24 protein-coding genes, 1 tRNA gene and 1 other RNA gene are annotated in these 25,793 nt (G+C 60.4%); 4 read left to right on the top strand and 22 right to left on the bottom strand.

Annotated features, from left to right (window positions below):
- Positions 1–26: 26 nt before the first annotated feature.
- The 5 genes from C7443_RS16310 to C7443_RS16290 form a co-directional block, all read right to left on the bottom strand.
- Entirely contained in the window at positions 27–620 is a 594-nt protein-coding gene (locus tag C7443_RS16310) for a thermonuclease family protein (RefSeq protein ID WP_170123650.1), read from the bottom strand.
- A gap of 80 nt (positions 621–700) precedes the next feature.
- Entirely contained in the window at positions 701–1,975 is a 1,275-nt protein-coding gene (locus C7443_RS16305; RefSeq protein WP_110019682.1) for a bifunctional O-acetylhomoserine aminocarboxypropyltransferase/cysteine synthase, read from the bottom strand.
- Positions 1,976–2,056: 81 nt separating this feature from the next.
- Positions 2,057–2,542 carry a phosphatidylglycerophosphatase A family protein gene (locus C7443_RS16300; RefSeq protein ID WP_110019681.1) on the bottom strand — a complete coding sequence of 162 codons (486 nt, stop codon included), beginning with the start codon at positions 2,540–2,542 and terminating at the stop codon, positions 2,057–2,059.
- The gene (gene thiL, locus C7443_RS16295) at positions 2,526–3,482 is read right to left on the bottom strand and encodes a thiamine-phosphate kinase (RefSeq protein ID WP_110019680.1); all 957 of its coding nucleotides are present in this window, start codon (positions 3,480–3,482) and stop codon (positions 2,526–2,528) included. The genes C7443_RS16300 and thiL overlap by 17 nt, the downstream gene beginning before the upstream one ends.
- Positions 3,483–3,492: 10 nt before the next feature.
- Positions 3,493–4,548: an HDOD domain-containing protein gene (locus tag C7443_RS16290; protein WP_110019679.1), complete on the bottom strand. Its 1,056-nt coding sequence runs from the start codon at positions 4,546–4,548 to the stop codon at positions 3,493–3,495.
- 121 nt (positions 4,549–4,669) lie between these two features.
- Between C7443_RS16290 and C7443_RS16285 the strand changes: the two genes are divergently transcribed.
- On the top strand, positions 4,670–5,485 hold the full coding sequence (locus tag C7443_RS16285; RefSeq protein ID WP_110019678.1) for a sulfurtransferase: 816 nt from the start codon (positions 4,670–4,672) through the stop codon (positions 5,483–5,485).
- Between the two features lie 164 nt (positions 5,486–5,649).
- Here the strand turns inward: C7443_RS16285 and orn are convergent, their stop codons facing one another.
- Positions 5,650–6,198, bottom strand: coding sequence for an oligoribonuclease (gene orn, locus C7443_RS16280; protein ID WP_110019677.1), 549 nt, complete (start codon positions 6,196–6,198; stop codon positions 5,650–5,652).
- Positions 6,199–6,292: 94 nt separating this feature from the next.
- On the opposite strand from orn, the gene C7443_RS16275 reads away from it, so the two are divergent.
- From C7443_RS16275 to C7443_RS16265, 3 genes are all read left to right on the top strand, one after another.
- On the top strand, positions 6,293–7,549 hold the full coding sequence (locus C7443_RS16275; protein WP_110019676.1) for a M48 family metallopeptidase: 1,257 nt from the start codon (positions 6,293–6,295) through the stop codon (positions 7,547–7,549).
- Positions 7,550–8,566 (top strand): small ribosomal subunit biogenesis GTPase RsgA, encoded by a 1,017-nt coding sequence (gene rsgA, locus C7443_RS16270; RefSeq protein ID WP_110019675.1) that lies wholly within the window; start codon positions 7,550–7,552, stop codon positions 8,564–8,566.
- A gap of 169 nt (positions 8,567–8,735) precedes the next feature.
- Positions 8,736–9,389: a peptidoglycan-binding domain-containing protein gene (locus C7443_RS16265; protein ID WP_110019674.1), complete on the top strand. Its 654-nt coding sequence runs from the start codon at positions 8,736–8,738 to the stop codon at positions 9,387–9,389.
- A 55-nt stretch (positions 9,390–9,444) separates the two neighbouring features.
- Here C7443_RS16265 and C7443_RS16260 read toward each other — a convergent pair whose 3' ends face one another.
- The 16 genes from C7443_RS16260 to C7443_RS16185 all read right to left on the bottom strand — a co-directional run bounded on the left by C7443_RS16260 (position 9,445) and on the right by C7443_RS16185 (position 25,774).
- Positions 9,445–10,056: an alpha-ketoglutarate-dependent dioxygenase AlkB family protein gene (locus C7443_RS16260; protein WP_110019673.1), complete on the bottom strand. Its 612-nt coding sequence runs from the start codon at positions 10,054–10,056 to the stop codon at positions 9,445–9,447.
- A 29-nt stretch (positions 10,057–10,085) separates the two neighbouring features.
- Positions 10,086–10,688 (bottom strand): recombination mediator RecR, encoded by a 603-nt coding sequence (recR, locus tag C7443_RS16255; protein WP_110019672.1) that lies wholly within the window; start codon positions 10,686–10,688, stop codon positions 10,086–10,088.
- 10 nt (positions 10,689–10,698) lie between these two features.
- The gene (locus tag C7443_RS16250; RefSeq protein ID WP_110019671.1) at positions 10,699–11,025 is read right to left on the bottom strand and encodes a YbaB/EbfC family nucleoid-associated protein; all 327 of its coding nucleotides are present in this window, start codon (positions 11,023–11,025) and stop codon (positions 10,699–10,701) included.
- A 49-nt stretch (positions 11,026–11,074) separates the two neighbouring features.
- Positions 11,075–12,985, bottom strand: coding sequence for a DNA polymerase III subunit gamma/tau (gene dnaX / locus C7443_RS16245; protein ID WP_110019670.1), 1,911 nt, complete (start codon positions 12,983–12,985; stop codon positions 11,075–11,077).
- A 60-nt stretch (positions 12,986–13,045) separates the two neighbouring features.
- An RNA gene (gene ffs, locus C7443_RS16240) (signal recognition particle sRNA small type) lies at positions 13,046–13,142 on the bottom strand.
- Between the two features lie 63 nt (positions 13,143–13,205).
- Positions 13,206–13,296: transfer RNA gene (locus C7443_RS16235), tRNA-Ser, on the bottom strand.
- Between the two features lie 122 nt (positions 13,297–13,418).
- A complete protein-coding gene (gene pnp / locus C7443_RS16230; RefSeq protein ID WP_110019669.1) occupies positions 13,419–15,497 on the bottom strand; it encodes a polyribonucleotide nucleotidyltransferase in 2,079 nt (692 codons plus the stop codon).
- A 44-nt stretch (positions 15,498–15,541) separates the two neighbouring features.
- A complete protein-coding gene (rpsO, locus tag C7443_RS16225) occupies positions 15,542–15,811 on the bottom strand; it encodes a 30S ribosomal protein S15 (RefSeq protein WP_110019668.1) in 270 nt (89 codons plus the stop codon).
- Positions 15,812–15,899: 88 nt separating this feature from the next.
- Complete coding sequence (gene truB / locus C7443_RS16220) at positions 15,900–16,805, bottom strand: tRNA pseudouridine(55) synthase TruB (RefSeq protein ID WP_110019768.1); 906 nt, start codon at positions 16,803–16,805, stop codon at positions 15,900–15,902.
- Between the two features lie 20 nt (positions 16,806–16,825).
- On the bottom strand, positions 16,826–17,218 hold the full coding sequence (gene rbfA / locus C7443_RS16215; RefSeq protein WP_110019667.1) for a 30S ribosome-binding factor RbfA: 393 nt from the start codon (positions 17,216–17,218) through the stop codon (positions 16,826–16,828).
- A 14-nt stretch (positions 17,219–17,232) separates the two neighbouring features.
- A complete protein-coding gene (infB, locus tag C7443_RS16210; protein WP_110019767.1) occupies positions 17,233–20,163 on the bottom strand; it encodes a translation initiation factor IF-2 in 2,931 nt (976 codons plus the stop codon).
- 22 nt (positions 20,164–20,185) lie between these two features.
- Positions 20,186–21,682, bottom strand: a complete 1,497-nt coding sequence (gene nusA / locus C7443_RS16205) for a transcription termination factor NusA (RefSeq protein WP_110019666.1) — start codon at positions 21,680–21,682, stop codon at positions 20,186–20,188.
- Positions 21,683–21,706: 24 nt separating this feature from the next.
- Positions 21,707–22,162, bottom strand: coding sequence for a ribosome maturation factor RimP (rimP, locus tag C7443_RS16200; protein ID WP_110019665.1), 456 nt, complete (start codon positions 22,160–22,162; stop codon positions 21,707–21,709).
- A 246-nt stretch (positions 22,163–22,408) separates the two neighbouring features.
- On the bottom strand, positions 22,409–22,720 hold the full coding sequence (locus C7443_RS16195; protein WP_170123649.1) for a DUF2818 family protein: 312 nt from the start codon (positions 22,718–22,720) through the stop codon (positions 22,409–22,411).
- 31 nt (positions 22,721–22,751) lie between these two features.
- A complete protein-coding gene (gene nuoN, locus C7443_RS16190) occupies positions 22,752–24,188 on the bottom strand; it encodes an NADH-quinone oxidoreductase subunit NuoN (protein ID WP_110019663.1) in 1,437 nt (478 codons plus the stop codon).
- Between the two features lie 71 nt (positions 24,189–24,259).
- The gene (locus C7443_RS16185; RefSeq protein WP_110019662.1) at positions 24,260–25,774 is read right to left on the bottom strand and encodes an NADH-quinone oxidoreductase subunit M; all 1,515 of its coding nucleotides are present in this window, start codon (positions 25,772–25,774) and stop codon (positions 24,260–24,262) included.
- Positions 25,775–25,793 lie beyond the last annotated feature (19 nt).

The raw sequence follows: 25,793 nt of genomic DNA, 5'->3' as shown, positions 1-25,793 counted from the left end.
AGCGGCAAGCGCGCGGGGATGACGGTTCACTGCGCTTTGTTGACGCGGCGCCAGGCCCAGGGCGTCTGCTGCGCGCCCTCGACCGACCAGATGCCGAGGCGCTGGCGGCGTGCCTGCGCTTCGACGCGGCGGTATTCGGCGCTGTCGTTGTACTGCTCGTAGACAGCCACCTGACCGCGGCGCACCAGCTCCAGACCGACGTCGTCATTGCCACGCCACAAGCGGCCGACGGTGCGCTTGTAACGGTCGGTGTCGATCACTTCGAGGCGCACCCGCGAGGGCAGCGCAGCCCGCAGTGCATCGCGCGCCGCCTCGCCCCACGGCTTTTGCTTGAGCTCGGGCGCATCGATCCCCCAGACGCGCACGCTGTAGCTGGCACCGTCGCAGTCCAGGCGCACGGTGTCGCCGTCGTGCACCGAGCGCAGATCGCAGTCGAGGCGCTGGCCCTGCGCCAGCGGCGACGGCGTGCGCCGGGTTTCCCGCCGGCCTTCGTATTCACCGAGGCCGTAAACCAGTGCCGCCAGCACCAGCAGCAGCAGCGTGCGCGCCGGCCAGCCGGCGCGCCGCGCCGTCGCGGTAGATAAGGCGCCGAACAACAGCCGGCGTAGCAAGCCCTTCAACAGCAAGTCCTCGGGTCGTGATCGTTGAAAACCATGCTCACGGGAAGCCCGTGAGCACCACAGTGCCGCGGAAGCGCCCTTCAGCGGGCAGCGGCGAGCGCCTGCTCGATGTCGGCGATCAGATCGTCGATGTGCTCAAGGCCGATCGACAGGCGCACCAGATCCTCGCTGACACCGGCCTTCGCCAGTTCCGCCGGGCCGAGCTGGCGGTGCGTGGTGGTCGCCGGATGGCAGGCCAGCGATTTGGCGTCGCCGATATTGACCAGGCGGGTGATCAGCTGCAGCGCGTCGATGAACTGCGCGCCCTTCTCGCGGCCGCCCTTGATGCCGAAGCTCATCACGCTCGAAGCCTTGCCGCCCATGTACTTCTCGACCAGCGGGTAGTCCGGCGAATTCTTCAGGCCCGGATACTTGACCCACTCGACCTGGGCATGGCCCTGCAAGTATTCGGCGACCTGCAGGGCATTGCTGCAATGGCGGTCCATGCGCACCGGCAGGGTCTCGATGCCCTGCAGCACCATGAAGCTGTTGAACGGCGAAATCGCCGCGCCCATGCTGCGCAGCGGCACCACACGGGCGCGGCCGATGTAGGCCGCGGCACCGAGCGCCTCGGTGTAGACGACGCCGTGGTAGCTCGGATCGGGCTCGTTGAGGCGGGCGAAACGCTCTTTGTGCTCCGCCCACGGGAACTTGCCGGAATCGACCAGCGCGCCGGCGATGGTGGTGCCGTGGCCACCCATGTACTTGGTCAGGGCGTGGACGACGATGTCGGCACCGTGCTCGAACGGCCGGCACAGGTACGGCGTCGGCACGGTGTTGTCGACGATCAGCGGCACGCCGTGAGCGTGGGCGATGTCGGCCAGCGCACCGAAATCGACGACGTTCGCCGCCGGATTGCCGATCGATTCGCAGAACACCGCCTTGGTGCGGCCGTCGATCAGCGCGGCGATGCCGTCGAGGTCGTGGTAGTCGGCGAAGCGCACCTCGATGCCGTAGCGCGGCAGCGTGTGGGCGAACAGATTGTAGGTGCCGCCGTACAGCGCGCTGGTGGTGACGATGTTGTCGCCGGCCTCGGCGATGGTCATCACCGCGTAGGTGATCGCCGCCATGCCGGAGGCCAAGCCGAGCGCACCGACGCCGCCTTCGAGCGCGGCGACGCGCTGCTCCAGCACGTCGGTGGTCGGATTCATGATCCGCGTATAGATGTTGCCCGGCACCTTGAGGTCGAACAGATCGGCGCCGTGCTGGGTGTCGTCGAAGGCGTAGCTGGTGGTCTGATAGATCGGCACCGCGACGGCTTTGGTCGTCGCTTCTGGGGAGTAACCGGCGTGAATGGCCAGTGTTTCGAGCTTCATCCTTTTATTCCTCCTGGTTATTTATTAATGCGTGACGCATTCCAGGTAATTCTATATCTGCAGTCCTGCCGCTGACCAGTTTCAGCGCAGCGGCCAGGCGGCGGCCTGCAGCAGCAGCGCGGCATACACGCCGGCCAGCAGATCGTCGAGCATGATGCCGAAGCCGCCCGGCACGCGCGCATCGAGCACGCCGATCGGCCAGGGCTTGCGGATGTCGAACAGGCGAAACGCCGCAAAACCGGCCAGCACCCAGCCCCAGCCGGCCGGTGCCGCCGTCATCGTCACCAGAAAACCGATGATCTCGTCCCAGACGATGCCGCCGTGATCGTGCACGCCGAGATCGCGCGCGGCGCGCCCGCACAGCCAGATGCCGAGCGCGAAGCCGACCGCGGTCAGCGCCAGGTAAACGCCGAGCGGCAGCCCCGCCAGCAGGTACCACAGCGGCACCGCCGCCAGCGTGCCGAATGTGCCGGGCGCGTGTGGCGCCAGACCGCTGCCGAAGCCGAAGGCGAGGAAATGCACCGGGTCGCGGAACACCCGCGGTGCACGTTCAGGCGAAATGGTCATAGCCGCTCCGGGCCAGAGAACAGGGACGGCCGTCAGCGTGGCGCAGGCGCAGGTCGGCTGCAGCCTCGATGCGACCGATCACCGTCAGCGCCACACCGGCCGCGGCGGCGCAGGCCGTCAGCTCATCGCGCCGATCCGGCGGGATCGTGAACAGCAGCTCGTAGTCATCGCCACCGGCCAGCGCCAGCTCCAGCGCCGCCGCGCCCAGCGCCTGCAGCGACGCCGAGCGCGGCAGCGCATCGACGTCGAGCGTGGCACCGACGCCGCTGGCGTCCAGCAGATGGCCGAGGTCCTGCGCCAGACCGTCGGAGACATCCAGCGCCGCGCTGGCCAGTCCGCGCAGCGCGCGGCCGAGAGCGACGCGCGGCTCGGGGCATTCGAGGCGGTCGATGCACGGCGCCGCCAGCGCGGCCGGCAGTTCGAGGCGACCGAGCCGCAGTGCCAGGCCGACGGCGGCCTCGCCGGGCACGCCGCTGACGCAGAGCAGGTCGCCAGGCCGCGCACCGCCGCGGATCAGTGCCTGGCCGGGCTCGACGAAGCCGTGCACCTGAACCGCGATCGCCAGCGGCCCGCGGGTGGTGTCGCCACCGACGAGCTGCACGGCGTAGCGATCGGCCAGCGCAAAGAAACCGTCCATGAACGCGGCCAGCCAGGACTCGTCGGCGGCCGGCAGGGTCAGGCCGAGCGTCACCCAGGCCGGCTCGGCGCCGGCGGCGGCGAGATCGGAAAGATTGACGGCAAGCGCCTTCCAACCGAGCCGCCAGGGATCGACGTCGGCCAGGAAGTGCACGCCGCTGACCAGCAGGTCGAGGCTGACCGCCAACTGCCGGCCGGCCGGCGGCGCCAGCAGTGCGCAATCGTCGCCGATGCCGAGCAGCACGTCCGCACGCGACGGCCGCGCGCGGGTGCAGCAGCGGCGGATCAGGTCGAATTCCCCCATCACGCGCAGTTCAGGCGCGGCCGAGTCCGCTCAGCTCCGGGCACTGGCACAGCTGCAGACCGTAACCGGCGAGCGCCGCTTCGATGCGCTCCGGCGCCACCTGCCCCTCGCGCTTGAGCAATGCGGCGCAGGCGAGCAGGCGGGCACGGAACAGCAGCTCACCGAGCGGTGACATCCGCTCGACCGCCTCGCCGGCCGCCACCCGCGACTGGTCGTGGATCGCCACCGGCAGATCCATGCCGACACCCCAGTGGCGCACGATGCTGGCCGACAGCAGGCTGCCGTAGGCGCCCATCAGCAGGCGGAACACATCGGGCCGCGGCGGCATTTCCGCGCCGAGCTGGTTGAAGTTGTCGGCGACCATGCGAAAGATCGCGATGCGGCCGACGTTGTGCGACAACCCGGTGAAATAGGCGACGAACGGATCGAGCTCCTGACCGTCACGGGCCAGCTGACGCGCCGCCAGCGCGCTGGCCATCGCCTGATCCCAGAGGAACGAGCCGAACATCAGGAAGTAAATCGGCTGAATGTGGATCACCGGGCGCATCAGCACGGCGACGACGATGGATTTCAGCGTTTCCTGCCCGATCAGGCGCAGCGCGCCTTCGATGCTGGCGATCGGCGTGTCACTGACCCGATAGGCCGGACTGTTGGCGATGCGCAGCACGTCACCGGCCAGGGCCGGATCGCGGCGCACCAGATCTTCGATGCGACGCTGGCTGCCCTGCGGGTCCTGCAGCTCCCGCAGCAGCAGACCGACCGTCATCGGCAGCTTGGGCAGCGCCTCGGGCGCCAGTCCGGCGCGCAGCTGCGCTTCGACGATACCGTACACTTGGCGCTCGACCGGCTTGAGCTGTTCGACCGCAGGCACACCGCCACCGCCGAACAGCAGCGACTCGAATTCATCGAACAGCCATTGTGCCGACGCCGGATCGGGGGGGGCGACGGCCGCATCCGGCACCGCTGCCGGCACCGGCGCCGGCTTCGCGGGCGATGCTACATGCGCAGCCGGCGGGGTTGCCTGCGGTTTGCGACCCAGCAGCCAGTCGAGGAAACGCTTCCACATTGCGGTCGGTCCTGTGCGAATTCCGAGCCGGCAAGATAAGCCAAGCCCCGCGCTTTACGCCATGAGCACGCCGCCGCCGCCGTTATACTCCGCCCCTTGTCACGCGCTGCGGAGTCGCCCCATGAATGCCCTGCCCCTGCTCGCTCCAGCCGCCTCGTTCGCCTCGCACCTGCAGGCCCCCGGCGTACTGCTGCTCGATGTACGCGAGCCCGATGCCTATGCCGCCGGCCACCTGCCCGGCGCGCTGAACCTGCCGTATGCGCTCTATGTCCATGCCCGGCCGCCGGCGATGGGGGCCCTGCCACCGCTCAGCGCCCTGAGCGCTGCGCTCGGCGCGGTCGGCTATCAGCCGGAGCGGACCGTGCTGGCCTATGACGAAGGCGGCAGCGGCAAGGCCGCCCGCCTGTTGTGGACGCTGGCCTGCGTCGGCCACCACGAAATGGCGATGCTCGACGGCGGGCTGGCCTGGTGGCTCGATCACATCGGCATCGATCTGGTACGCGAGCAGCCGCCCGTCACGCCGAGCCAGCCCCAGTTGAACTGGGCCGAAGGTGTACACGCCGATCGCGACTGGGTCGCGGCGCATCTCGGCGATGCCGACGTCACCCTGCTCGACGCGCGTTCGCCGGCCGAATTTGCCGGCGTCGACGTGCGCGCCGCCCGCGGCGGCCATATTCCCGGCGCGATCAACCTCGACTGGGTAACCGCGTTCGACCCGGCCCGCCTGCCCTGCGTCAAGCCGCTGGACACCCTGCGCGCCCAGTTCCTCGCGGCCGGCATCGATCCGGCCCACGAGATCGTCGCCTACTGCCAGACCCATCACCGCTCGGCGCTGAGCTGGGTCCTGCTGAAAACGCTCGGCTATGCGCGTGTGCGCGGCTATGCCGGGGCCTGGTCGGAATGGGGCAACACGCCGGGACTGCCGGTCGAGCCCTGAGCACAGACGCCGCGCACAGCCTGGTGCCCTCATCGCGCGCAGGGCATCAGCTGGCCGCGAGATGAGCCTGCTGCGCGGCGTTGAACGCTCCGCGCGCGGGACTTCAGCGCCTTCTGGATCAGTCCTGACTCTTCGTCCGGCGTGAACGCTCCGTGCGCCGGGCTTCAGCCCTCGATGAACAGGCGTTCGCGGTAAAAGCGCAGTTCGGCGATCGACTCGCGGATGTCGTCGAGCGCGAGGTGGCTGCCAGCCTTGCCGAAGCCCTTGATCCGCTCCGGGTACCAGCGCCGCCCCAGCTCCTTGACGGTGCTGACGTCGAGGTTGCGGTAATGGAAGAACGCTTCGAGCTCCGGCATGCCGCGGGCGAGGAAGCGGCGATCCTGGCAGATGCTGTTGCCGCACATCGGTGACTTGCCCTTCGGCAGCCATTCCTCCAGGAAGGCGAGCGTCGCCAGCTCGGCTTCGCGCTCCGAGACCTGGCTGGCGCGCACGCGCGCCGTCAGACCGGACTTGCCGTGCTGATTACGGTTCCAGTCATCCATCAGCTGCAGAATCTCCTCGGGCTGATGAACGGCGAATACCGGCCCTTCGGCCAGCACTTCGAGCTGACTGTCGGTGACGATGGTGGCGATTTCGATGATGCGGTCGCGATCGGGGTCGAGGCCGGTCATTTCCAGGTCGATCCAGATCAGGTTGTCGGCGTTCTGCGGCATGCGTGACTCTCGGCGAAAAAGGACGACGCCGGTTGCCGTGATCCGAAGCGAAGGTCTACGCTGCCCCTTCCGTTCGCCACACGTTTACCGGCGCATGCCTGATATTACGTTGCTTTTCCTGCTGCTGCTCGCCACTGCCGTCGGCCTGCAGGGCTGGCTGGCGATCCGCCAGATGCGTTACGTGCGCGCCCACCGCGACGCCGTGCCGGCGGCCTTCGCCGCCCACATCCCGCTGCACGCCCACCAGCGCGCCGCCAGCTACACCATTGCCCGCGAACGCCTGGGCCTGCTGGCACTCGCCGTCGACACGCTGCTGCTGCTCGGCTGGACGCTCGGCGGCGGTATCGATGCGCTGGATCGATTCTGGGGCGGCTTCGGCCACGGCGAGGTGCTGACCGGCACGCTGGTGCTGCTCAGCGCCTTCGCGATCTCCGCGTTGCTCGAACTGCCGCTGCGCCTCGTGCGCCAGTTCGGCATCGAGCGGCACTTCGGCTTCAATCGCATGACAGCGGGGCTGTTCATCAGCGATCTGCTCAAGGGCGCGCTGCTGGCGCTGCTGCTCGGCGGCCCGCTGCTGGCGCTGGTGCTGTGGCTGATGACACACGGCGGCAACGAGTGGTGGCTGTGGGTGTGGCTGAGCTGGAGCGGCTTCCAGCTGCTGCTGCTGTGGCTGTTCCCGACGGTGATCGCGCCGCTGTTCAACAAATTCACGCCGCTGAACGATGAAGCCCTGCGCGAGCGCATCGATGCGCTGCTGCAGCGCTGCGGTTTTACCAGCGACGGCGTCTTCGTCATGGACGGTTCACGACGCTCCGGTCATGGCAACGCCTATTTCACCGGCTTCGGCCGTGCCAAGCGCATCGTGTTCTTCGACACGCTGCTGGCCGCACTCGATGCCCGGCAGATCGAGGCCGTGCTGGCCCATGAACTCGGCCATTTCCACCATCACCACATCCGCACGCGGCTGGCGCTGTCGCTGGTGCTGTCGGCCGCGGCACTGGCGCTGGCCGACTGGCTGCTGGCACAGCCGGTGTTCTTCACTGCACTCGGCGTGACCATGCCCTCGGTGCACGCCGGCCTGTTCCTGTTCCTCGCCGTCAGCGGCAGCCTGTCGATCCTGCTGCACCCGCTGAGCGCACACGCCTCGCGGCGCCACGAATTCGAGGCCGATGCCTACGCCGCGCAGGTCAGCGACGCCCAGGCGCTGATCGATGCGCTGGTGCGCCTGTACCGCGACAACGCGGCGACCTTGACCCCCGATCCGCTGCATTCGGCGGTCTACGACTCGCACCCGCCGGCGGCAGTGCGTGTCGCCGCACTCGAACGCCTGCTGGCCAGCGGTGCGCACTGAATGGCGGGGCGCAAACTCAGCCGTCAGCAGATCGAGCGCATCCGCGAGCTGCACGAGAACCGCCGCCAGCGTGCCCACGACAAAGCGGCCCGCGTCGCCGAGCAGCTGCTCGAAGGTGAACTCGGGGTGGCCGAAGCCGGCAGCGTCGTCACCCATCACGGCGCGACCCTGATCGTCGAGGATGCCGACGGTGCGCTGATCCGCTGCGTCGCGCGGCAAAATCTCGGTGCGCTGTGCTGTGGCGACCGCGTGCTCTGGCAGCGCGGTCGTGATGGCGGAGGCGTCGTCGTCACCGTCGAGCCACGCCGCTCGCTGCTGAGCCGCCCGGACTACAGCGGCCGGCTGAAGCCGGTGGCGGCGAACATCGATCAGGTGCTGGTGGTCATCGCGCCGCAGCCGGACTTCAACGAGTTCCTCATCGACCGCTACCTGGCGGCGATCGAACTGATCGGCAACGTCGAAGCCGGCATCATCATCAACAAGATCGATCTGCTCGACGCCACCTCCCGCGCCGATGTCGACGCCCGCCTCGCCACCTATGCCCGCATCGGCTACACGCTGCTGCCGGCCAGCACCCGCACCGCGCAGGGCCTGGCCGCCCTGCGCGAGCGGCTGGCGACGCGCACCAGCATCCTCGTCGGCCAGTCGGGCGTCGGTAAATCTTCGCTGATCAACGCCTTGCTGCCCGAGCGCGAGATCCTCACCCAGGCACTGTCGGCGGCGACCGGGCACGGCCAGCACACGACGACGGCGACCACCCGCTATCCGCTGCCCGACGGCGGTTACCTGATCGACTCCCCCGGCGTGCGCAGCTTCGAGCTCGGAGAGATCGACAGCAGCGATCTCGACCGCGGCTTTCGCGAGTTCGCCGCCTGGCTCGGCCACTGCCGCTTCTCCGACTGCTCGCATACGGTCGAGCCGGGCTGCGCGCTGCTGGCCGCGATCGAGCGCGGCGAGCTCGACGCACGCCGGCTGTCGGCCTACCGGCAGCTGCGGGCTGCCATTCCACGGCGTTGAATCGACGCGCTTTGCACAGGGGCTCACTTGCCTTGTGCGATGCAGCGGGCAGGGCTACGATGCGCGCTTCGCGCGACGGCCACAGGCCGCCTCATGCCCCCTACTGCCGACGGCGCCGCCGTCGCCCCACCGCCGCGGCAGTGGCTGTTCCAGTTGCAGCGGAGACACCATGAAACGCATTGCCATGATCGGCCTGCTCGGCCTCCTGCCCCTCGTGGGCGTCCAGGCCGCCGACAAGGACAAGGCTTACGCGCCCAAAGGCGCTGCGCTTCTGACCTGTGAGGGCCTGACCAAGATCACGCCGAATTCGCCGCAGTCGGCGCTGGTCGTCGGCTGGTTCGACGGCTACCTGACCGCCCTGAACATGGTCACGCCGGAGACTTTCGACCTGGCTCCGTGGGAAGACTCGATCCTGCTGTCGAGCCTGGTGCTGAATTACTGCACCAACGCAGTCAAGGCCCAGGAAGCCGGCAAGACGGACAACAAGCGCCCGATCCTGGTGATGGACGCCGTGCGTGAAGTCACCTCCGCGCTGTACGCCAAGCGCCTGACCCAGAAGTCCGAGATGGTGCAGATCAAGGAAGGCGACAAGCAGGGCATGATCTACGCCGAAACCCTGAAGCAGGTGCAGACCGCACTGAAGGAGCAGGGCTTCTTCAATGGCAGCGCCGACGGCAAGTGGGGCCCGAAGACACGCGACGCCATCAAAGCCTTCCAGAAGGCCGCGCCGAAGGAAGCGAATCTTCAGGAAACGGGCCTGCCCGAGCGTGGCACGCTGATGCTGCTCCTGCAGCCCTTCGGCAGCCCGGCCGCCAAGAAGTAAAACGCCAGGCCCCCATACACGAACCCCGCTACGGCGGGGTTCGTCGTTTCTGCCTTCACAACACCTGACGGAACGTCAGATTGATACGGCCGCGGGTAATGCCCGGCTCCTTCGGCAACCGATGCAGCCAGCAGCGCTGCGTCGCGCCGCGCATCAGCAACAGACTGCCGCCCAGCAGGTGCAGATGCTGCGTACGCAGACCGAGCTCGCGGGCCCGCCGGTGACGCAACTCGAACGTGCGCTCCGCGCCGAGCGACAGCGAAGCGATCTGCGGCTCACGACCGAGTTCGGGCTCGTCATCGGCGTGCCATGCCACGCTGTCGCGGCCATCACGATAGAAATTACACAGCACACTGTTGAAGCGGGCAGCGCATGCCGTTTCGACTCGCGTGCGCAAACCGGCGAGCATTTCTGTCCACGGCAGCGGCTCCATGCGAATGCCCGAATAGGTGTAGCCCCGCCCGACATCTGCATACCAGGCATTCAGACGCGGGATCGGGATGGTTCGCCCACCGATATGCAGCTCGTCCTGCCGCCAGGCCAGCTCATCACGCAGCTGCGCGAAGACCGCATCTGCTTCAGCAGCAGGCAGGAAGCGCGGCCAGTACAGCCATTCGGCATCCGGCCAGCGCAACACCTCGCAGGCACCCTCGTCGAACAGCTCCATCACGCCTGCCCTGCCGATTGTCGCCGGCCTCAAACGCCGCGACGCCCGGCGAAGGCGTGTGCCAGCGTACCGCCGTCGATGCTCTCAAGTTCGCCGCCGAGCGGCACGCCGTGGGCAATGCGGCTGGCGGCTACACCGTACTGGCGGGCCAGTGTCGCGATGTAATGAGCGGTCGCTTCGCCCTCGACCGTCGGATTGGTCGCCAGGATCAATTCACGCACGCTGCCGCTGGCGAGGCGGCTTTCCAGCAGATCGAGCCCCAGCGCCTCCGGACCGATGCCATCGAGCGGGGACAACCGCCCCATCAGCACGAAGTAGCGCCCGCGAAACCCCGTCGCCTGCTCAAGTGCGGCGACGTCGGCTGGCGTTTCAACGACGCAGAGCAACGCGTCGTCGCGCGAGGGATCACTGCACAGCCCGCACAATTCGCTGTCGGCAAGGTTGCGACAGCGTGCACAGTGCCGAATCCCGCTCACCGCGTCACGCAAGGCATCAGCAAGCCGCCCAGCCCCCTGCGGATCACGCTCGATGAGGTGAAACGCCATGCGTGCCGCGGATTTCGGGCCAACGCCCGGCAGGCAGCGCAGTGCATCCATCAGGCGGCTGAGGGCACGCGGATAGGCCGCACTCATGGATATATGCTCAGAATGGCAGCTTCATTCCCGGCGGCAGCCCCATGCCGGCGGTCAGTCCCGACATGCGTTCGGAAGTCGTGCGCTCGATCTTGCGCACGGCGTCGTTGAAAGCTGCCGCGACGAGATCTTCGAGCATGTCTTTGTCGTCAGCCAGCAGTGAGGGATCGATGCTCACGCGCCTGGCCTCGTGCCGCCCGGTCATCACCACTTTGACCAAACCACCACCGGACTCGCCTTCGACTTCCATCGCAGCCAGCTCTTCCTGAGCCTTCTGCAGGTTCTCCTGCATCTTCTGCGCCTGCTTCATCAGGTTGCCTAGACCACCTTTCATCATCGCTGTGCACCTTACTCATTGGCGGAAAACGGATTCGACACACGCAGCTTCAGGTACGGGGGACGATGCTTTCAACCCTTACCCGTGCGTCGAAGGTATCGATCAGCGTACGCACGGCCTGGTTCTGCTGGAAAGCCTCGACGGCCGCATGGCGCTGCTGTTCGACCTGCGCAGCCACGACGCGCGCCGGCGTGTCCATGCCGGACGCGCCCATGCGCACCACCAAGTGCACGGGCCGCTGCAGCGCCTCGCCCAGTGCCGCAGCCAGTTTTTCCTCGACACCACCGCCAAGCAGACTGGCATGGGCGGGATCGAGTGCGAGTCGCACCTGCCCCGCGTCGATGGCTTCGAGTACGGCGTGCAGTGCCAGCTGCTGCGGTCGTCCGCGTACGTTCAAGCGGGCGCACAGCAAACCCCAGTCAGGCAGCGTGACCTCTGCTGCGACAGTGGTTGTCGCTGTGCCGGCGGCGAGGGCATCGTCAGCGGGCTCAACCGAGGCTGGCTCAGCATCCTCGGCAACCGTTATCACGGGGGCAGGAGCCTTCGGTGCAGCAGGACGCGGTAATTCCGCAGGTTGCTGAGAGGCGAGCGATGCCACTTCAGAGTGTACCTGCTGCGGCTCCACTGGAGGCACGGGCGCGGGCCTAGGGGCAGGCGACTTTTGCGCTCCGCTCGCCCTGCGACCGAGCAAGGCGTCGAGCTCTGCACGTGCAGACGGGCGCGGTGAGGCCTCCGGAGCAGTCACGGGCTCGCCCCGCATGGACTCCGCCACACCTGTTGCAGCCGCCTCCTGCCTGCCGGGCGGAGTAGCGGCGTCGCTGCGAGTGGAAGGGGTACCTGCCGCGGCGATAGGGTCATGCCGCGTGTCGGTAAGCGATGCCGGACGAAAACACAGCATACGCAGCAGGGTCATCTCGAAACCGCCGCGCGGCTCCGGCGCCAGCGGCAGGTCACGCCGACCGTGCAGACCAATCTGATAGCAGAGCTGCACATCCTCCGCGGTGAAAGCTCTGGCCAGCGCCTGAAGCGTCGTCAGATCGAACCAGTCGTCACAGGCAGATCCCGGCAGCACCTGCTGCTGGGCCACGCGCTGCAGCAGGGAAAGCAGATCGGCCAAGACGGCATCGTAGTCAGGCGCTTCACGGTCGAGGGTAGCAATCGCTTCAAGCAGGGTATCCGCAGCACCCTGCGCCAGTGCACTCGCCAGATGAATGACATGCTGCCGATCGATTGCCCCCAGCATCGATGCCGCGTCAGCCGCATCGACCCGGCCACCGCCATAGGCGATCGCCTGGTCGAGCAGTGACAGCGCATCACGCATGGAGCCGTCGCCGGCACGCGCGATGGCCGCAAGTGCCGCCGGCTCGCCGGGAATGCCTTCCGCTTCGATGATCTGCGCCAGGTGCTCGCTGATCAAAGCCGTCGGCAGACGTTTGAGGGCGAACTGCAGACAGCGCGACAGGATGGTTACCGGCAGCTTCTGCGGGTCCGTCGTCGCCAGCAGGAACTTGACGTGCGGCGGCGGCTCTTCGAGCGTCTTCAGCAGGGCGTTGAAGCTGTGTGTGGACAGCATGTGCACCTCGTCGATGAGGTACACCTTGTAGCGTCCGCGTGTCGGTGCGTACTGGACATTATCCAGCAGCTCCCGGGTATCTTCGACCTTGGTACGCGAGGCCGCATCGACTTCGATCAGATCGACGAAACGACCTTCGTCGATTTCTCTGCATGCGGAACAGTGGCCGCAAGGCTCGGCGGTCACGCCCGTTTCACAGTTGAGGGACTTGGCGAGAATCCGCGACAGCGTCGTCTTGCCGACACCGCGGGTGCCGGTAAACAGAAAGGCGTGATGTAGGCGGTTATTGGCAAGTGCGTTGGTCAGCGCACGCACCACATGCTCCTGACCGACCAGTTCCGCGAAACATTTCGGCCGCCATTTTCTGGCGAGTACCTGGTAGGACATAGCGCGCCTGCTTGCGGCGCCGGCCTGTCACGCAGCTGACGCCGAGGTAAGGGCGGTGGCCCGTACCAGCCACACCCCGGCGCCCGCATCGACCGTTACCGTTGCTCCCTTCCGGGCCTGGCGGGGTTCACGATCTAGCGTCGCGAGGGGACCGATACGGACCACCATAGCGAGAGCCTGAAATAAAAAGCCGCCATCTCTGCGAGGCGGCTCGTACATCTGGCGGAGAAGGAGGGATTCGAACCCTCGATACGGGATTACCGTATACACGATTTCCAGTCGTGCGCCTTCGACCACTCGGCCACTTCTCCGGAATTTCGATCTGCTGGCAAAACGGCGCGTGAGCATACCTTTTTGCCTATAGGCCGTGCAAGTCGGTCAGCGGGTGACGGCTGGCCTGCAGCCGAACCGTCACCGGATAAAGCCGGGATCGTCAGTCGACGTTGCGCATCGTCAGCCGCACACGACCCTGCTTGTCGATCTCCATGACCTTGACACGCACGGTGTCACCGACGGCCAGCTTGTCACCGACACTCTGCAGGCGCTCTTCGCAGATCTGCGAAATGTGCACCATGCCGTCACGTCCCGGCAGCAACGTGACAAACGCGCCGAAGTCCATGATGCGCACGACCTTACCTTCGTAAATCGTGCCGACTTCAATGTCGGAAGTGATCTGTTCGATACGGCGACGGGCTTCGTCACTGGCTGTCTTGTCGACGGCGGCAATGCGAACCGTGCCATCGTCATCGATATCGATGGTCGTACCGGTCTCTTCCGTCAGCTGGCGGATCACCGCACCGCCCTTACCGATCACGTCACGAATCTTGTCCGGATTGATCTTGATCGTCACGATGCGCGGCGCAAAGGCCGACACGTCTGCACGCGACGTGGCAATCACGGCATTCATGCAACCAAGGATGTGCAGTCGGCCGGCATGCGCCTGTGCCAACGCGACCTCCATGATCTCCTTGGTGATGCCATCAATCTTGATATCCATCTGCAAGGCGGTGACACCCTTCTCGGTGCCGGCCACTTTGAAATCCATATCACCCAGATGATCTTCATCACCCAGGATGTCGGACAGGACCGCGAAACGCTCACCCTCCTTGATCAAACCCATGGCGATACCCGCCACCGGCGCCTTCAGCGGCACACCGGCATCCATCAACGCCAGGCTGGCGCCGCAGACGGAAGCCATCGAGCTGGAACCATTCGATTCAGTGATTTCCGAGACGACACGCACGACATACGGGAAATTTTCCATGTCGGGCAGAACGGCCTGTACACCGCGCTTTGCCAAACGCCCGTGACCAATTTCACGACGCTTCGGACTGCCGACCATGCCGCACTCGCCAACGGAAAACGGCGGGAAGTTGTAATGCAGCATGAACGATTCGCGATATTCACCCTGGATCGAATCGATAATCTGAGCGTCACGGCCCGTACCGAGTGTCGTCGTCACCAGCGCCTGCGTCTCGCCGCGTGTAAACAGCGCAGAGCCATGCACGCGCGGCAGAACACCGGCCTTAACGTTGATCGGGCGTACGGTCTTGGTATCGCGGCCGTCGATGCGTGGATTCCCGTCGAGAATGCGGTCGCGGACGGTGCGGTATTCCAGCTCGCCAAACGCCCCCTTGACCTGCTCGGCGGAGTACGGCTTGCCTTCTCCCGTCAGGGCTTCGACGACAACATTGCGCAATTCGCGCACGCGATCCTGACGCTCCTGCTTGACGGCAATCTGATATGCATCAATCAGAGCACTCCCTACAGACTCGCGCACTGCTGCTGCCAGAGTCTCATCGGCGGAGGCCGGCGCCCAGGCGAAAGGAACAGTCCCCGCCTCTGCAGCCAATTCGCGAATCGCCTGAATGGCAATCTGCATTTGCTCATGCCCGAAGACCACCGCGCCGAGCATGACCTCTTCGGGCAATTGCTGCGCTTCGGACTCAACCATCAGAACCGCTTTTTCAGTACCAGCCACTACCAGCTCAAGCTGTGAGGCTGCGAGCTCTGTCACCGTCGGATTCAACAAATACTTGCCATCGGCATAACCGACTTTCGCTGCGCCAATCGGGCCATTGAAAGGCAAGCCGGACAATGCAACGGCAGCGGAAGCACCAAGCATCGCGGGGATATCCGGATCGACCTCCGGATTGACCGCCATGACGGTCGCGATGACCTGAACTTCGTTATAGAAGCCCTCAGGAAACAGCGGACGCAGCGGACGATCGATCAGACGCGACGTCAGCGTTTCCTTCTCGGAAGGACGCCCCTCTCGGCGGAAGAAACCACCGGGGATACGGCCTGCCGCGTAGCTACGCTCCTGGTAATTGACGGTCAGAGGGAAAAAATCACGCCCCGGCGCCGCCTCCTTGGCCCCCACTGCAGTGACCAGCACTACGGTATCAGCCATGTTGACCATGACGGCACCGCTGGCCTGACGGGCAATTTCGCCCGTTTCCAGAGTTACGGAGTGCTGACCGAACTGAAAGGTTTTCTTTACGGAAGCCACGGAACCATCCTAGCGAGCTGAAAACAGAGGAATGCGAGCGGGTTTCAGCGACGCAGGCCGAGGCGGGCGATCAGTTCCTGATAGCGCACTACATCCTGACGCTTGAGGTAATCAAGCAGCTTGCGACGACGGTTAACCATCTTCAACAAGCCCTGACGCGAGTGGTGGTCCTGCTTGTTGGCCTGAAAGTGCGGCTGCAGACCATTGATACGTGCGGTCAACAGAGCGACCTGCACCTCCGGCGAGCCGGTATCGTTGGCCGCACGCTGAAACTCCTGCACGACCTGCCCCTTATGTTCGGTGCTGAGCGACATCTAAGCAAACTCCAAAATTCGGTATGGGTTTTAAAGAACGCGAAATTCTAAACCTTGACCACGGTGAGCCACAAGCGTAGGGCCGTCATCAAAGGTTGAGCACTCGGCGTGGAACGACCATGCCACCGTCTATGACATCCCCGATCCCGAGAAACCGACTTGAATCCGCGTACACCCTGACCGCACCGTTGATCGAATCAGCAGACGTGCGGACAGGATTGCCACAACAAAAGAAATAGGCAGCGTCGCTGCTCAGCTGTACGGCAGGCCACTCATAAAGTGCGCTATCGACCGGCAGCAGCAGATCATCAAGTGCAGTCAAGTCTTGAGCCAGTTCCCTCAGCTGCTCCAATGTCACCATTCGTGCAGCATCATACGGGGTAACACCAAAGCGTCGAAGAGAGATGAGGTGCGCGCCGCAACCAAGAGCACTGCCTATATCTTCGGCCAAGGTTCTCACATACGTACCTTTCGAGCAGCAAACCTCGGCTTCCAGTCTGTCCCCATCACAACCGACCAGTGTCAGCTGATGAATGGTGACCATCCGCGCCTGCCGCTCAACGGACACACCCTGTCGGGCCAGCTTATAAAGCGGCTGACCATTGAGTTTCAGCGCGGAATACATGGGTGGAAGTTGCGAGATGCATCCGCGAAAGCGCTTGAGCACCGACTCCACGTCATCCTGGCTTAACAGCGGCACGGTGCGCTCCTCCAGCACCGCACCTTCCCGGTCGCCAGTGGAAGTCGTAACTCCCAGCTGGGCCACGAACCGGTAGTTTTTTCTAGCCTCAAGCAACTGCCCGGATATCTTGGTGGCCTCACCGAGCAGGCATGGCAGCAAGCCTGTAGCCAAGGGATCCAAACTTCCGCCGTGGCCGGCTTTACGTGCGCGGAAAATCCCCTTAACAACCTGCAGAGCGCTGTTCGACGACAAGCCCAGAGGTTTGTCGAGCAGCAATACGCCATGCACATCGCGACGGGGGGGGCGAGTGATGCCCGATTTTTCCGAAGCCGTCAATCGTCAGACTCCGTATCGTCATCACGGTGACGAGCCTGATCCTCTGCCACCGCCTTACGAATCAACGCATCCAGATCAGACCCGCGCTCAATAGACTCATCGTATTCGAAAGCAAGTCGTGGAACCGTCCGGATGTGCAAACCGCGCCCCAGCTGTTGACGCAGCACCCCGGCGGCGGCGTTGAGCATGGCGAGCATTTCCTTGCGCTCGTCACGCTCACCGATGTAGGTGACATACACCTTGGCATGTGAGAGGTCACGTGCAACCTCCACCAAGGTGATGGACACCATGGCAGCCCGCCGATCATCGATCTCCTGGCGGATGAGCAGAGACAAGTCGCGCCTGATCTGCTCACCCAGCCGTCGTGTACGGGAAAACTCCTTAGCCATACGCAGAGATCCGATTACAGCGTGCGCTGTACTTCAACACGTTCGAACACTTCGATGTGATCGCCTTCGCGCACATCGTTGTAATTACGAACACCAATGCCGCACTCGAACCCCTGACGCACTTCCGAGGCGTCTTCCTTGAAACGACGCAGCGAATCGATTTCACCTTCGAAAATGACGACATTGTCACGGAGCACGCGAATCGGAGCGGACCGCTTAACGACGCCATCGATCACCATGCAGCCCGCAATCGAACCGAACTTCGGATGTCTGAAGACCTGGCGGACTTCAACAAGACCGATGATCTGTTCCCGGACTTCAGGCGACAGCATACCTGCGAGCGCTTTCTTGATCTCATCAATGACGTCATAGATCACGCTGTAATAATGCAGGTCGACCCCTTCTTCCTCGATGAGTTTGCGCGCAGCACTGTCCGCACGGACATTAAAGCCAATCAGCACGGCTTCCGAGGCAACCGCCAGATTCACATCGGACTCGTTGATGGCACCAACGCCTGAAGAAACCATGTTGACACGCACTTCGTCCGTCGACAGCTTCGTCAACGCATCTGACAATGCTTCCGCCGAGCCCTGCACATCGGTCTTGAGCACAACATTGAGCGTTGCGACCTCGCCCTCTTCCATGTTCTTGAACACGTTTTCGAGCTTGGCTTTCTGCTGACGCGCCAGTTTGACATCACGGAACTTGCCCTGACGGAACAGCGCAATTTCACGCGCTTTCCGCTCATCGCTAACGGCAACGACCTCGTCACCAGCATTCGGCGCCCCGGAAAGACCAAGAACCTCGACAGGAATCGACGGCCCGGCCTCGTCGATCTGCTTTCCGGACTCGTCGAGCATCGCTCGGACACGCCCGTACTCCAGACCGGTCAAAATGATATCGCCCTTGTGCAGAGTTCCACTTTGCACAAGCACCGTCGCAACCGGACCACGGCCTTTATCCAGGCGCGACTCGATCACTACACCCTTGGCGGGTCCATCAATCGCCGCAGTCAATTCAAGTACTTCTGCCTGAACGAGAATCTGATCAAGCAGATTGTCTACGCCGAGGCCGGTCTTCGCGGAAACATAGGCGAACAGAGTGTCCCCACCCCATTCTTCCGAAATGACGCCCTGCTGGGACAGCTCGCTCTTGACCCGCTCCGGGTCGACACCCGGTTTATCCATTTTATTGACGGCAACGACGATCGGAACACCCGCGGCTTTCGCGTGTTGAATGGCTTCAACCGTCTGTGGCATCACGCCATCATCGGCAGCCACCACCAAGACAACGATATCGGTAGCTTTTGCACCGCGGGCACGCATCGCAGTAAACGCCGCATGGCCCGGAGTATCAAGGAACGTGATCGTGCCTTTGGGCGTTTCGACGTGGTACGCACCAATGTGCTGGGTAATGCCCCCAGCTTCGCCGGCAGCGACTTTAGTCCGCCGAATGTAATCCAAAAGCGACGTCTTGCCGTGGTCGACATGTCCCATGATGGTAACGACGGGAGCACGAGCCTGCTCCTCACGCACCGCCCCCATCTCTGCCGCTAATTCGTCCTCAAGCGCATTCTCAGACAACAGCTTGTAGCTGTGCCCCATCTCTTCCACGACGACCGCAGCGGTCTCCTGATCGAGGACCTGATTGATCGTCACCATCGAACCAAGTTTCATCAGCGTCTTGATGACTTCGGTCGCCTTGACAGCCATTTTCTGCGCCAAGTCTGCTACCGAAATGGTTTCTGGCAACGTCACCTCACGAGCAATCGGAGCAACAGGCTTGTTAAATCCCTGCATTCCTGCAGAGTGAGGCTGACGCCCGCCTTTAGTCCGTTTACTGCCCTTTCCTCGGCGATCATCTCGATCTTGCTTAAAGCTGCGCTCTTCCGGATCAGCACGACGCTTTCCCGCCTTTCCGTCATCACGGCGACGCGGAACATCGCCGGCAGGGGTAGGTGCAGGGGCAGGCGCCAGTCCGACCGGCGGTGTGGCCTGTGCCTCCACACTACGCCGAGCCCGCGGCTCGTCCGAGCGTGCTGGTGCTGCAGGCCTCTCCGAAGCACTTCGCGGAGACGAACCAGTACGCTCATGGCTGCGCCCTGGACGATTCCCGCCGCCCCGTGTGTCTGTCTTCTGGCCAGCGACATCCCCACGGACCGTGGCTGGCTTATTGGCTTCCGCAGTAGCTTTTTCTTCCCGTGCGACTTGGCGTCTCGAAACGACGCCAACGACTTTCGGGCGAACATCTTCGACGCGAGGCATATCCAGTGACTCTGCCCGCGCGGACACATTCACACTACGCTGACGAGCCAGCACAGTCGTTGATGGCACGATTTCTTTACGGCGAGTTTCCGAGGAAACTCCACGCCGCAAATTAGATGGTTTTGAAGCAGCACCCGCTTTAACAGCCTGAGATGGCTCATCTCCCGCCATGCTGTCAGCTGACGGCTCGACCGCTACGCTCTCCGCAGAAACGACAACGTCATCAGCACTCTCTTTACTGTATTCGCCACGATCTTCCGAATTTGCTGAATCAACGATCAGTGGCAAATCATTAGACGCTCCAGACACGAGCCCGTCTGTATCTGCAAGCACATCATCGGCACTCACATCAGCCGCTTCCTCAACCAAAGCCCGCTTGACATAAGTGCGCTTTTTACGAACTTCAACGCTAACTGTTTTTACCTGCCCCGGCGCTGCCGCCACTTTTATTTCACTGTGTGTCTTTCGTTGAAGAGTAATTTTCTTCGGCTCTGACACAGCTAGAGCATCTTTACGGCCATGACTCTTGCGCAAATGCGCCAAGAGATCGAGCTTTTGAGAATCCGTGATCGTGGAATCGCCGCTTTCAACTTGAATTCCAGCCTCTGCCAGCTGAATTAACAGCCGATCGACTGGAGTTCCCACAACCGCGGCGAACTGTTTGACTGTAACATCCGTCATCGTGTCCAACCCCGCGCTGCTGCTAGCCTTGCTCACTACTGAACCAAGGCGCACGCGCCGTCATAATCAGTTGTGCGGCACGCTGCTCATCAAGAGCCGCCATGTCAACCAAATCGTCAACAGACAACTCCGCCAATTCTTCTTGAGTCTTAATACCCTGTTTTGCCAAACGGAATGCAAGATCCTCATCCATTCCGTCAATAGATAACAAATCCGCATCAGGTGCCGCACCGCCGCCCTGCTCTTCAGCAGCAATCGCACGAGTCAGTAATGCATCTCGAGCCCGCGCACGCAGCTCGTCAACCACGTCCTGATCAAATTCTTCAATTTCAAGCATTTCCTGCGCAGGGACATAAGCGATTTCTTCCAGAGTCGAAAACCCCTCTCGCACAAGTACCGACGCGACATCCTCGTCGACACTCAATGAAATCATGAAAGCCTCCACTAATGCGCGAGCTTCATATCCACTTTTTGCTGCCGCTTGCGCTTCGGTCATGACGTTCAGCTCCCAGCCCGTCAATTCCGAAGCGAGGCGGACATTTTGCCCCCCTCGACCAATTGCCTGTGAGAGTTTTTCTTCTGCAACCGCAATATCCATACTGTGGCTATCTTCATCCACAACGATGGAAACCACCTCTGCCGGGGACATTGCATTGATAACAAACTGGGCCGCATTATCGTTCCAAAGAACGATATCAATACGTTCGCCAGCCAATTCGTTCGATACACTTTGCACCCGGGAGCCACGCATCCCTACGCAGGCACCTACTGGATCGATTCGCTGATCATTCGTTTTGACAGCTATTTTTGCTCGCACCCCAGGATCACGGGCAGCACCTTTAATCTCAATGACACCTTGCCCAACCTCAGGAACTTCAAGCTTAAATAGCTCAACAAGAAATTCCGGTGCTGTCCTTGTCATAAACAATTGCGGGCCTCGCGGCTCGAAGCGCACGTCTCGCAAAAATCCTCTTATTCGGTCCCCATTGCGCACAGGCTCACGTGGAATCATATCTTCGCGAGAAATCAATGCTTCGACACTCCCTCCTAAATCAATGAGTACATTGCCACGCTCAACGCGCTTGACTACACCACTGATCAGCTCGCCCATCCTCGGCAAATACTGCTCAACAATCTGGGCTCGCTCTGCTTCGCGGACTTTCTGTACAATAACCTGCTTCGCAGTTTGTGCTGCAATTCTGCCAAATGCTGCATTATCCACAGCCACTCGGACATCGCCGCCAATTTCTGCACAGACATCATGCTGCAACGCATCAGTAAGACAAAGCTCACGATCAGAGGCTTCAATCTCTGCATCGTCGGAAACAACCATCCAATAACGGTATGTCTGATACTCACCCGTTTTGCGATTTATTTCGACGCGAATATCCGGATCGCCATCAAATCGCTTTTTTGCCGCAGAAGCTAAAGCAGCCTCAATCGCTTCAAAAATCACTGTCTTTGCAACGCCTTTCTCATTTGAAACGGCATCGACGACAAGAAGAATTTCTTTACTCATAATTGCTGCATCCCATTGTCCCGATCAGTACTCGGGTACGAGTCGAGCTGTCTCAATGCGATCGATTGCGATCGTCAAATCCACACCATCACATTGAAAAATTATTTCACCGTCATGCACTTCTTTGATCATGCCGGAAAACCGTCGCCGCCCGTCCAACGCCAATCCCAACTGTATTTTGGCCTGACGTCCCTTGAACCGTTCAAAATGTGCTGCAGTAAACAACGGGCGATCCAAGCCCGGCGAAGACACCTCCAAGGTGTAATGCCCCGGGATAGGATCAGATACGTCCAGCAATCCACTGACTTGTTGACTGACCTGCTGGCAATCGTCAACACATATCCCATTTTTTGAATCAATATATATTCTTAATAACGCATTGTATGAATTTGGATGAAACTCGATTCCTACTAGCTCGTAACCGAGTTTCTCAATAGAAGGTCCGAGCAACTCACGAAGTTGGTAGGGATCCGAACGCATTGCACACCCAAAACAAAAAAGGGCCCTAGGCCCACACATTCCCCACACCGGCAGATCATCTCGACATATAAAAAAAACCCCTCTAAGGGGCTTGCGATCACGACCGACGTACGTACACCCGAAGCTCCTTCCCTCCTTCCTACAACATGCTGGCGCCCAAGAAGCGCTCGCACACATGCAGCAGCAAGGACGGTAGAGCAGTCTACCAAGCAATTTACAAGCGCACAAGGAGGACAGACACTCTCCTTACCACATCGTGCGTCTTGCGCCTAGCTTATGATGAAACCATACAAAAGATGGAAATGCCCCCACCAATAACAAACACAACATTACAACATAATATTCCCAATCCTGACCATGAACTGTTCCTGTTAGTTTAAATTCAGCACCTCTCCCAGATATCGTTACTAAAATCGAAAAAGCCAGCCACTCACACCAGCGCATCCAACTGGCCTTCCTCTTTACAGGGAAGGCGAAAAAAAGCCTGTCACTCAGCCATGGAAGATTAACGCTGACAACGCCAATCAAGAACCATCCCCAAATCAACAGGCTCTGCATCTCCAGCACCATTTTAAAACTACACGCTGACCTAACGAACCGTAGCGACACAAAGCGCCATCAAGGCAGACGGATAAACGCCCAAAAACAGCACAGCAAGAGCCGTTACAGAGGCAACAACCTTTGTATCGCTAGCCAGTTCGATGTGCACTTCATCGCCATCTCCTTTATCAAAATACATTACTTTAACAACTCTCAAATAATAAAAAGCCCCTATTACGGAAAGCAGCACAGCGAACAACGCGACACCAACAAAACCTTCGTTAACAAGACTCTGAAGAACTGCAAATTTCGCATAAAAACCAACCAAGAACGGAATCCCCGCCATTGACATCATCAATATCAACATCAGAAAAGCCATCCACGGGCTGCGGTCATTCAGACCTTTCAGATCGGAAATATTTTCAACATCCCGCTCTTTTCCACACAAAATAATCACACCGAAAACAGCGACCGTACTAAGCACATAAGTAAGAACATAAAACATTGATGAGGCATAACCATCTGGACTTCCAGAAGCTATTCCGAGAAATACGAACCCGACATGCGAAATCGTCGAATACGCCAACATGCGCTTAATATTAGTCTGCGCAATTGCCACAACGTTGCCTAAGGCAATAGACAAAACCGCTAAAACTAACAACATCTGCTGCCAATCAGCCTGCAGCCCGGATGCCCCCTCAACGAGAACACGCATAACAAGAGCAAACGCTGCGATCTTAGGAGCAGAGCCAATCAGCAAGGTCACCGATGTCGGAGCCCCTTGGTACACATCAGGCACCCACATATGAAAAGGCACTGCTCCGAACTTAAAGCCAAGACCGACAACCAAAAAGGCGATACCGAACACCATTATTAAGCTTTTATTTCCTTCCGCCAAAACAGCATTGCCTACAGTTCGAAGATCGATTGATCCTGTAGCCCCATACATCATGGAAATACCATAAAGCAGCATTCCTGACGCCAAGGCTCCGAGAACAAAATACTTCATTGCAGCCTCAGTCGACACCGCGCTGTCACGGTTAAAGGCGACCAACGCATACAGCGAGAGTGAAAGCAACTCAAGACCGAGGTAAACAGAAAGAAAGCTCCCTGCCGACACCATCACCATCATGCCTAAAACAGCAAAAACGGTTAGAACAAAATACTCTCCTCGCACTAACTTCCTCATCCGCAAATAATCGCGAGCAAAGATTAGGGCCCCCGAGCCAGCCAAAAAAATTCCTACCTTTAATACATCCGCCATAGCATCCCGAACGAAATGCCCGTTAAAAGTTATTCTTTCGCCACTACCACCAGTCATCCAAGTAAGAATCAGACCGCCAAGCAAAGCGCCCTGACACAACCAATGAGTAGTAGTTTTATCCTCATCATTCAAACAAACATCTATCACCAAAATCACGCAGGCCATCGTAAGTACAAAAATCTCTGGCGCTGCGGGAAGAAGCTCAGGTGGAATGAATGTCATGGTTTGATCCACATACCAAGAGTAATTTAATGGGAAGATAAAGTTGGATAGCGCCCCAACAGTACATTCACTCAGAGTTTCGAGACTGCCACATGCTGAACTAAGTTATTGACTGACGCCTGCAACACATCCGTCAATGGCTGGGGCCACAAGCCCAACCCGAGAACAGCAACTGCCAATACCAAAAGGATAGTAAATTCGCGTGTATTGATATCCTGTAATTCGGCCACATGCTTGTGAACGACCTCGCCAAACACTACACGCTTTATCAACCACAACGTATAAGCAGCACCGAGGATCAAAGTAAGGGCTGCTAAGAAAGCAATCCAGAAACTTCCTTTAAAGCTTGCCAAGACCACCATAAACTCTCCAATGAACCCGGAAGTACCTGGCAACCCCGCATTAGCAAACCCAAAAAGAACCATAAAACTTGCAAACACCGGCATAGTATTAGCTACGCCACCATAATCTTGAATTTGCCTAGAATGCACACGGTCATACAGCACACCGACGCAAAGAAACATTGCGCCAGAAATAAACCCATGCGAAACCATCTGCACCATGCCGCCCTGAATACCCAATGCAGCACCAGACAGGGAATTCGTTGACCGCAAAATTGCAAACATGACAAAAAAGCCCAAGGTCACGAAGCCCATATGGGCTATGGACGAATAGGCAATCAGCTTTTTCATGTCTTGCTGAATGAGAGCAACCAAGCCTATGTAAACCACCGCGATCAAGGACATTCCGATAATCAGCCAGTCCAGAGATGCGGAAGCATCAGGAGTAATTGGCAGGGCAAAACGAACGAAACCGTAACCGCCAATCTTTAACGTTATCGCCGCGAGTACAACTGAACCCCCCGTCGGGGCTTCAACATGTGCATCAGGCAACCATGTATGAACAGGAAACATCGGCACTTTGACGGCAAAAGCCAACATGAAAGAAAGAAAAATAAGTATCTGCTCGGTCATCCCTAGCTTGAGCTGATGAAATTCTAATATTTCAAAGCTGCCTGACTTGAAATACATGTAAAGCAGCGCAATCAGCATAAAAACCGAGCCGAAGAAGGTATAAAGAAAAAACTTTATAGTTGCATAAACTCTGCGAGGCCCACCCCAAATCCCAATCACGAGGAACATGGGAATCAACATTGCTTCAAAAAACACATAAAAAAGAATTGCATCAAGTGCTGCAAATACACCGATCATGAGGCCTTCCATGATAAGAAAAGCCGCCATGTACTGAGCAACGCGATACTGCACAACCTCCCAGCCGGCGATGACAACAAGAACGGTAATAAATGTTGTCAGCAAAACAAGCGGCATCGAAAACCCATCAACACCAAGATGGTAGTTGATTTTAAATGCTGAAATCCAAGGCCAGAATTCCCCAAATTGCATAGCTGCCGTTGTGACATCAAAACCAGTCCATAAAGGCAGGCTAAGCACAAATGTTGCGACTGCGACCACCAAAGCAAGCCGCCGCGCCTTTGCCGGGCTGTCATCTCCAACAAACAGAACAGCTATTCCACCGAGTATCGGCGTCCAAATGGTCAAACTAAGAAGCGGAAGTTCGGATAACATATTATTTGGATTCCCCCGA

The organism is Plasticicumulans acidivorans (genome assembly GCF_003182095.1).
Lineage (GTDB): Bacteria > Pseudomonadota > Gammaproteobacteria > Competibacterales > Competibacteraceae > Plasticicumulans > Plasticicumulans acidivorans.
This window is presented reverse-complemented; position numbering and strand designations above follow the sequence as displayed.

Bases quoted from the DNA above. Each gene is read 5' to 3' on its own strand.
- C7443_RS16195 (WP_170123649.1), bottom strand. From the start codon at position 22,720: ATGCAGAGCCTGTTGATTTGGGGATGGTTCTTGATTGGCGTTGTCAGC.
- C7443_RS16305 (WP_110019682.1), bottom strand. From the start codon at position 1,975: ATGAAGCTCGAAACACTGGCCATTCACGCCGGTTACTCCCCAGAAGCG.
- orn (WP_110019677.1), bottom strand. From the start codon at position 6,198: ATGCCGCAGAACGCCGACAACCTGATCTGGATCGACCTGGAAATGACC.
- nuoN (WP_110019663.1), bottom strand. From the start codon at position 24,188: ATGACATTCATTCCACCTGAGCTTCTTCCCGCAGCGCCAGAGATTTTT.
- C7443_RS16285 (WP_110019678.1), top strand. From the start codon at position 4,670: ATGAATGCCCTGCCCCTGCTCGCTCCAGCCGCCTCGTTCGCCTCGCAC.
- C7443_RS16300 (WP_110019681.1), bottom strand. From the start codon at position 2,542: ATGACCATTTCGCCTGAACGTGCACCGCGGGTGTTCCGCGACCCGGTG.
- rimP (WP_110019665.1), bottom strand. From the start codon at position 22,162: ATGCGTTCGGATCCCTACCAACTTCGTGAGTTGCTCGGACCTTCTATT.
- C7443_RS16275 (WP_110019676.1), top strand. From the start codon at position 6,293: ATGCCTGATATTACGTTGCTTTTCCTGCTGCTGCTCGCCACTGCCGTC.
- C7443_RS16290 (WP_110019679.1), bottom strand. From the start codon at position 4,548: ATGTGGAAGCGTTTCCTCGACTGGCTGCTGGGTCGCAAACCGCAGGCA.
- dnaX (WP_110019670.1), bottom strand. From the start codon at position 12,985: ATGTCCTACCAGGTACTCGCCAGAAAATGGCGGCCGAAATGTTTCGCG.
- rpsO (WP_110019668.1), bottom strand. From the start codon at position 15,811: ATGTCGCTCAGCACCGAACATAAGGGGCAGGTCGTGCAGGAGTTTCAG.
- C7443_RS16265 (WP_110019674.1), top strand. From the start codon at position 8,736: ATGAAACGCATTGCCATGATCGGCCTGCTCGGCCTCCTGCCCCTCGTG.
- rbfA (WP_110019667.1), bottom strand. From the start codon at position 17,218: ATGGCTAAGGAGTTTTCCCGTACACGACGGCTGGGTGAGCAGATCAGG.
- C7443_RS16250 (WP_110019671.1), bottom strand. From the start codon at position 11,025: ATGATGAAAGGTGGTCTAGGCAACCTGATGAAGCAGGCGCAGAAGATG.
- thiL (WP_110019680.1), bottom strand. From the start codon at position 3,482: ATGGGGGAATTCGACCTGATCCGCCGCTGCTGCACCCGCGCGCGGCCG.
- C7443_RS16185 (WP_110019662.1), bottom strand. From the start codon at position 25,774: ATGTTATCCGAACTTCCGCTTCTTAGTTTGACCATTTGGACGCCGATA.
- infB (WP_110019767.1), bottom strand. From the start codon at position 20,163: ATGACGGATGTTACAGTCAAACAGTTCGCCGCGGTTGTGGGAACTCCA.
- recR (WP_110019672.1), bottom strand. From the start codon at position 10,688: ATGAGTGCGGCCTATCCGCGTGCCCTCAGCCGCCTGATGGATGCACTG.
- C7443_RS16260 (WP_110019673.1), bottom strand. From the start codon at position 10,056: ATGGAGCTGTTCGACGAGGGTGCCTGCGAGGTGTTGCGCTGGCCGGAT.
- rsgA (WP_110019675.1), top strand. From the start codon at position 7,550: ATGGCGGGGCGCAAACTCAGCCGTCAGCAGATCGAGCGCATCCGCGAG.
- nusA (WP_110019666.1), bottom strand. From the start codon at position 21,682: ATGAGTAAAGAAATTCTTCTTGTCGTCGATGCCGTTTCAAATGAGAAA.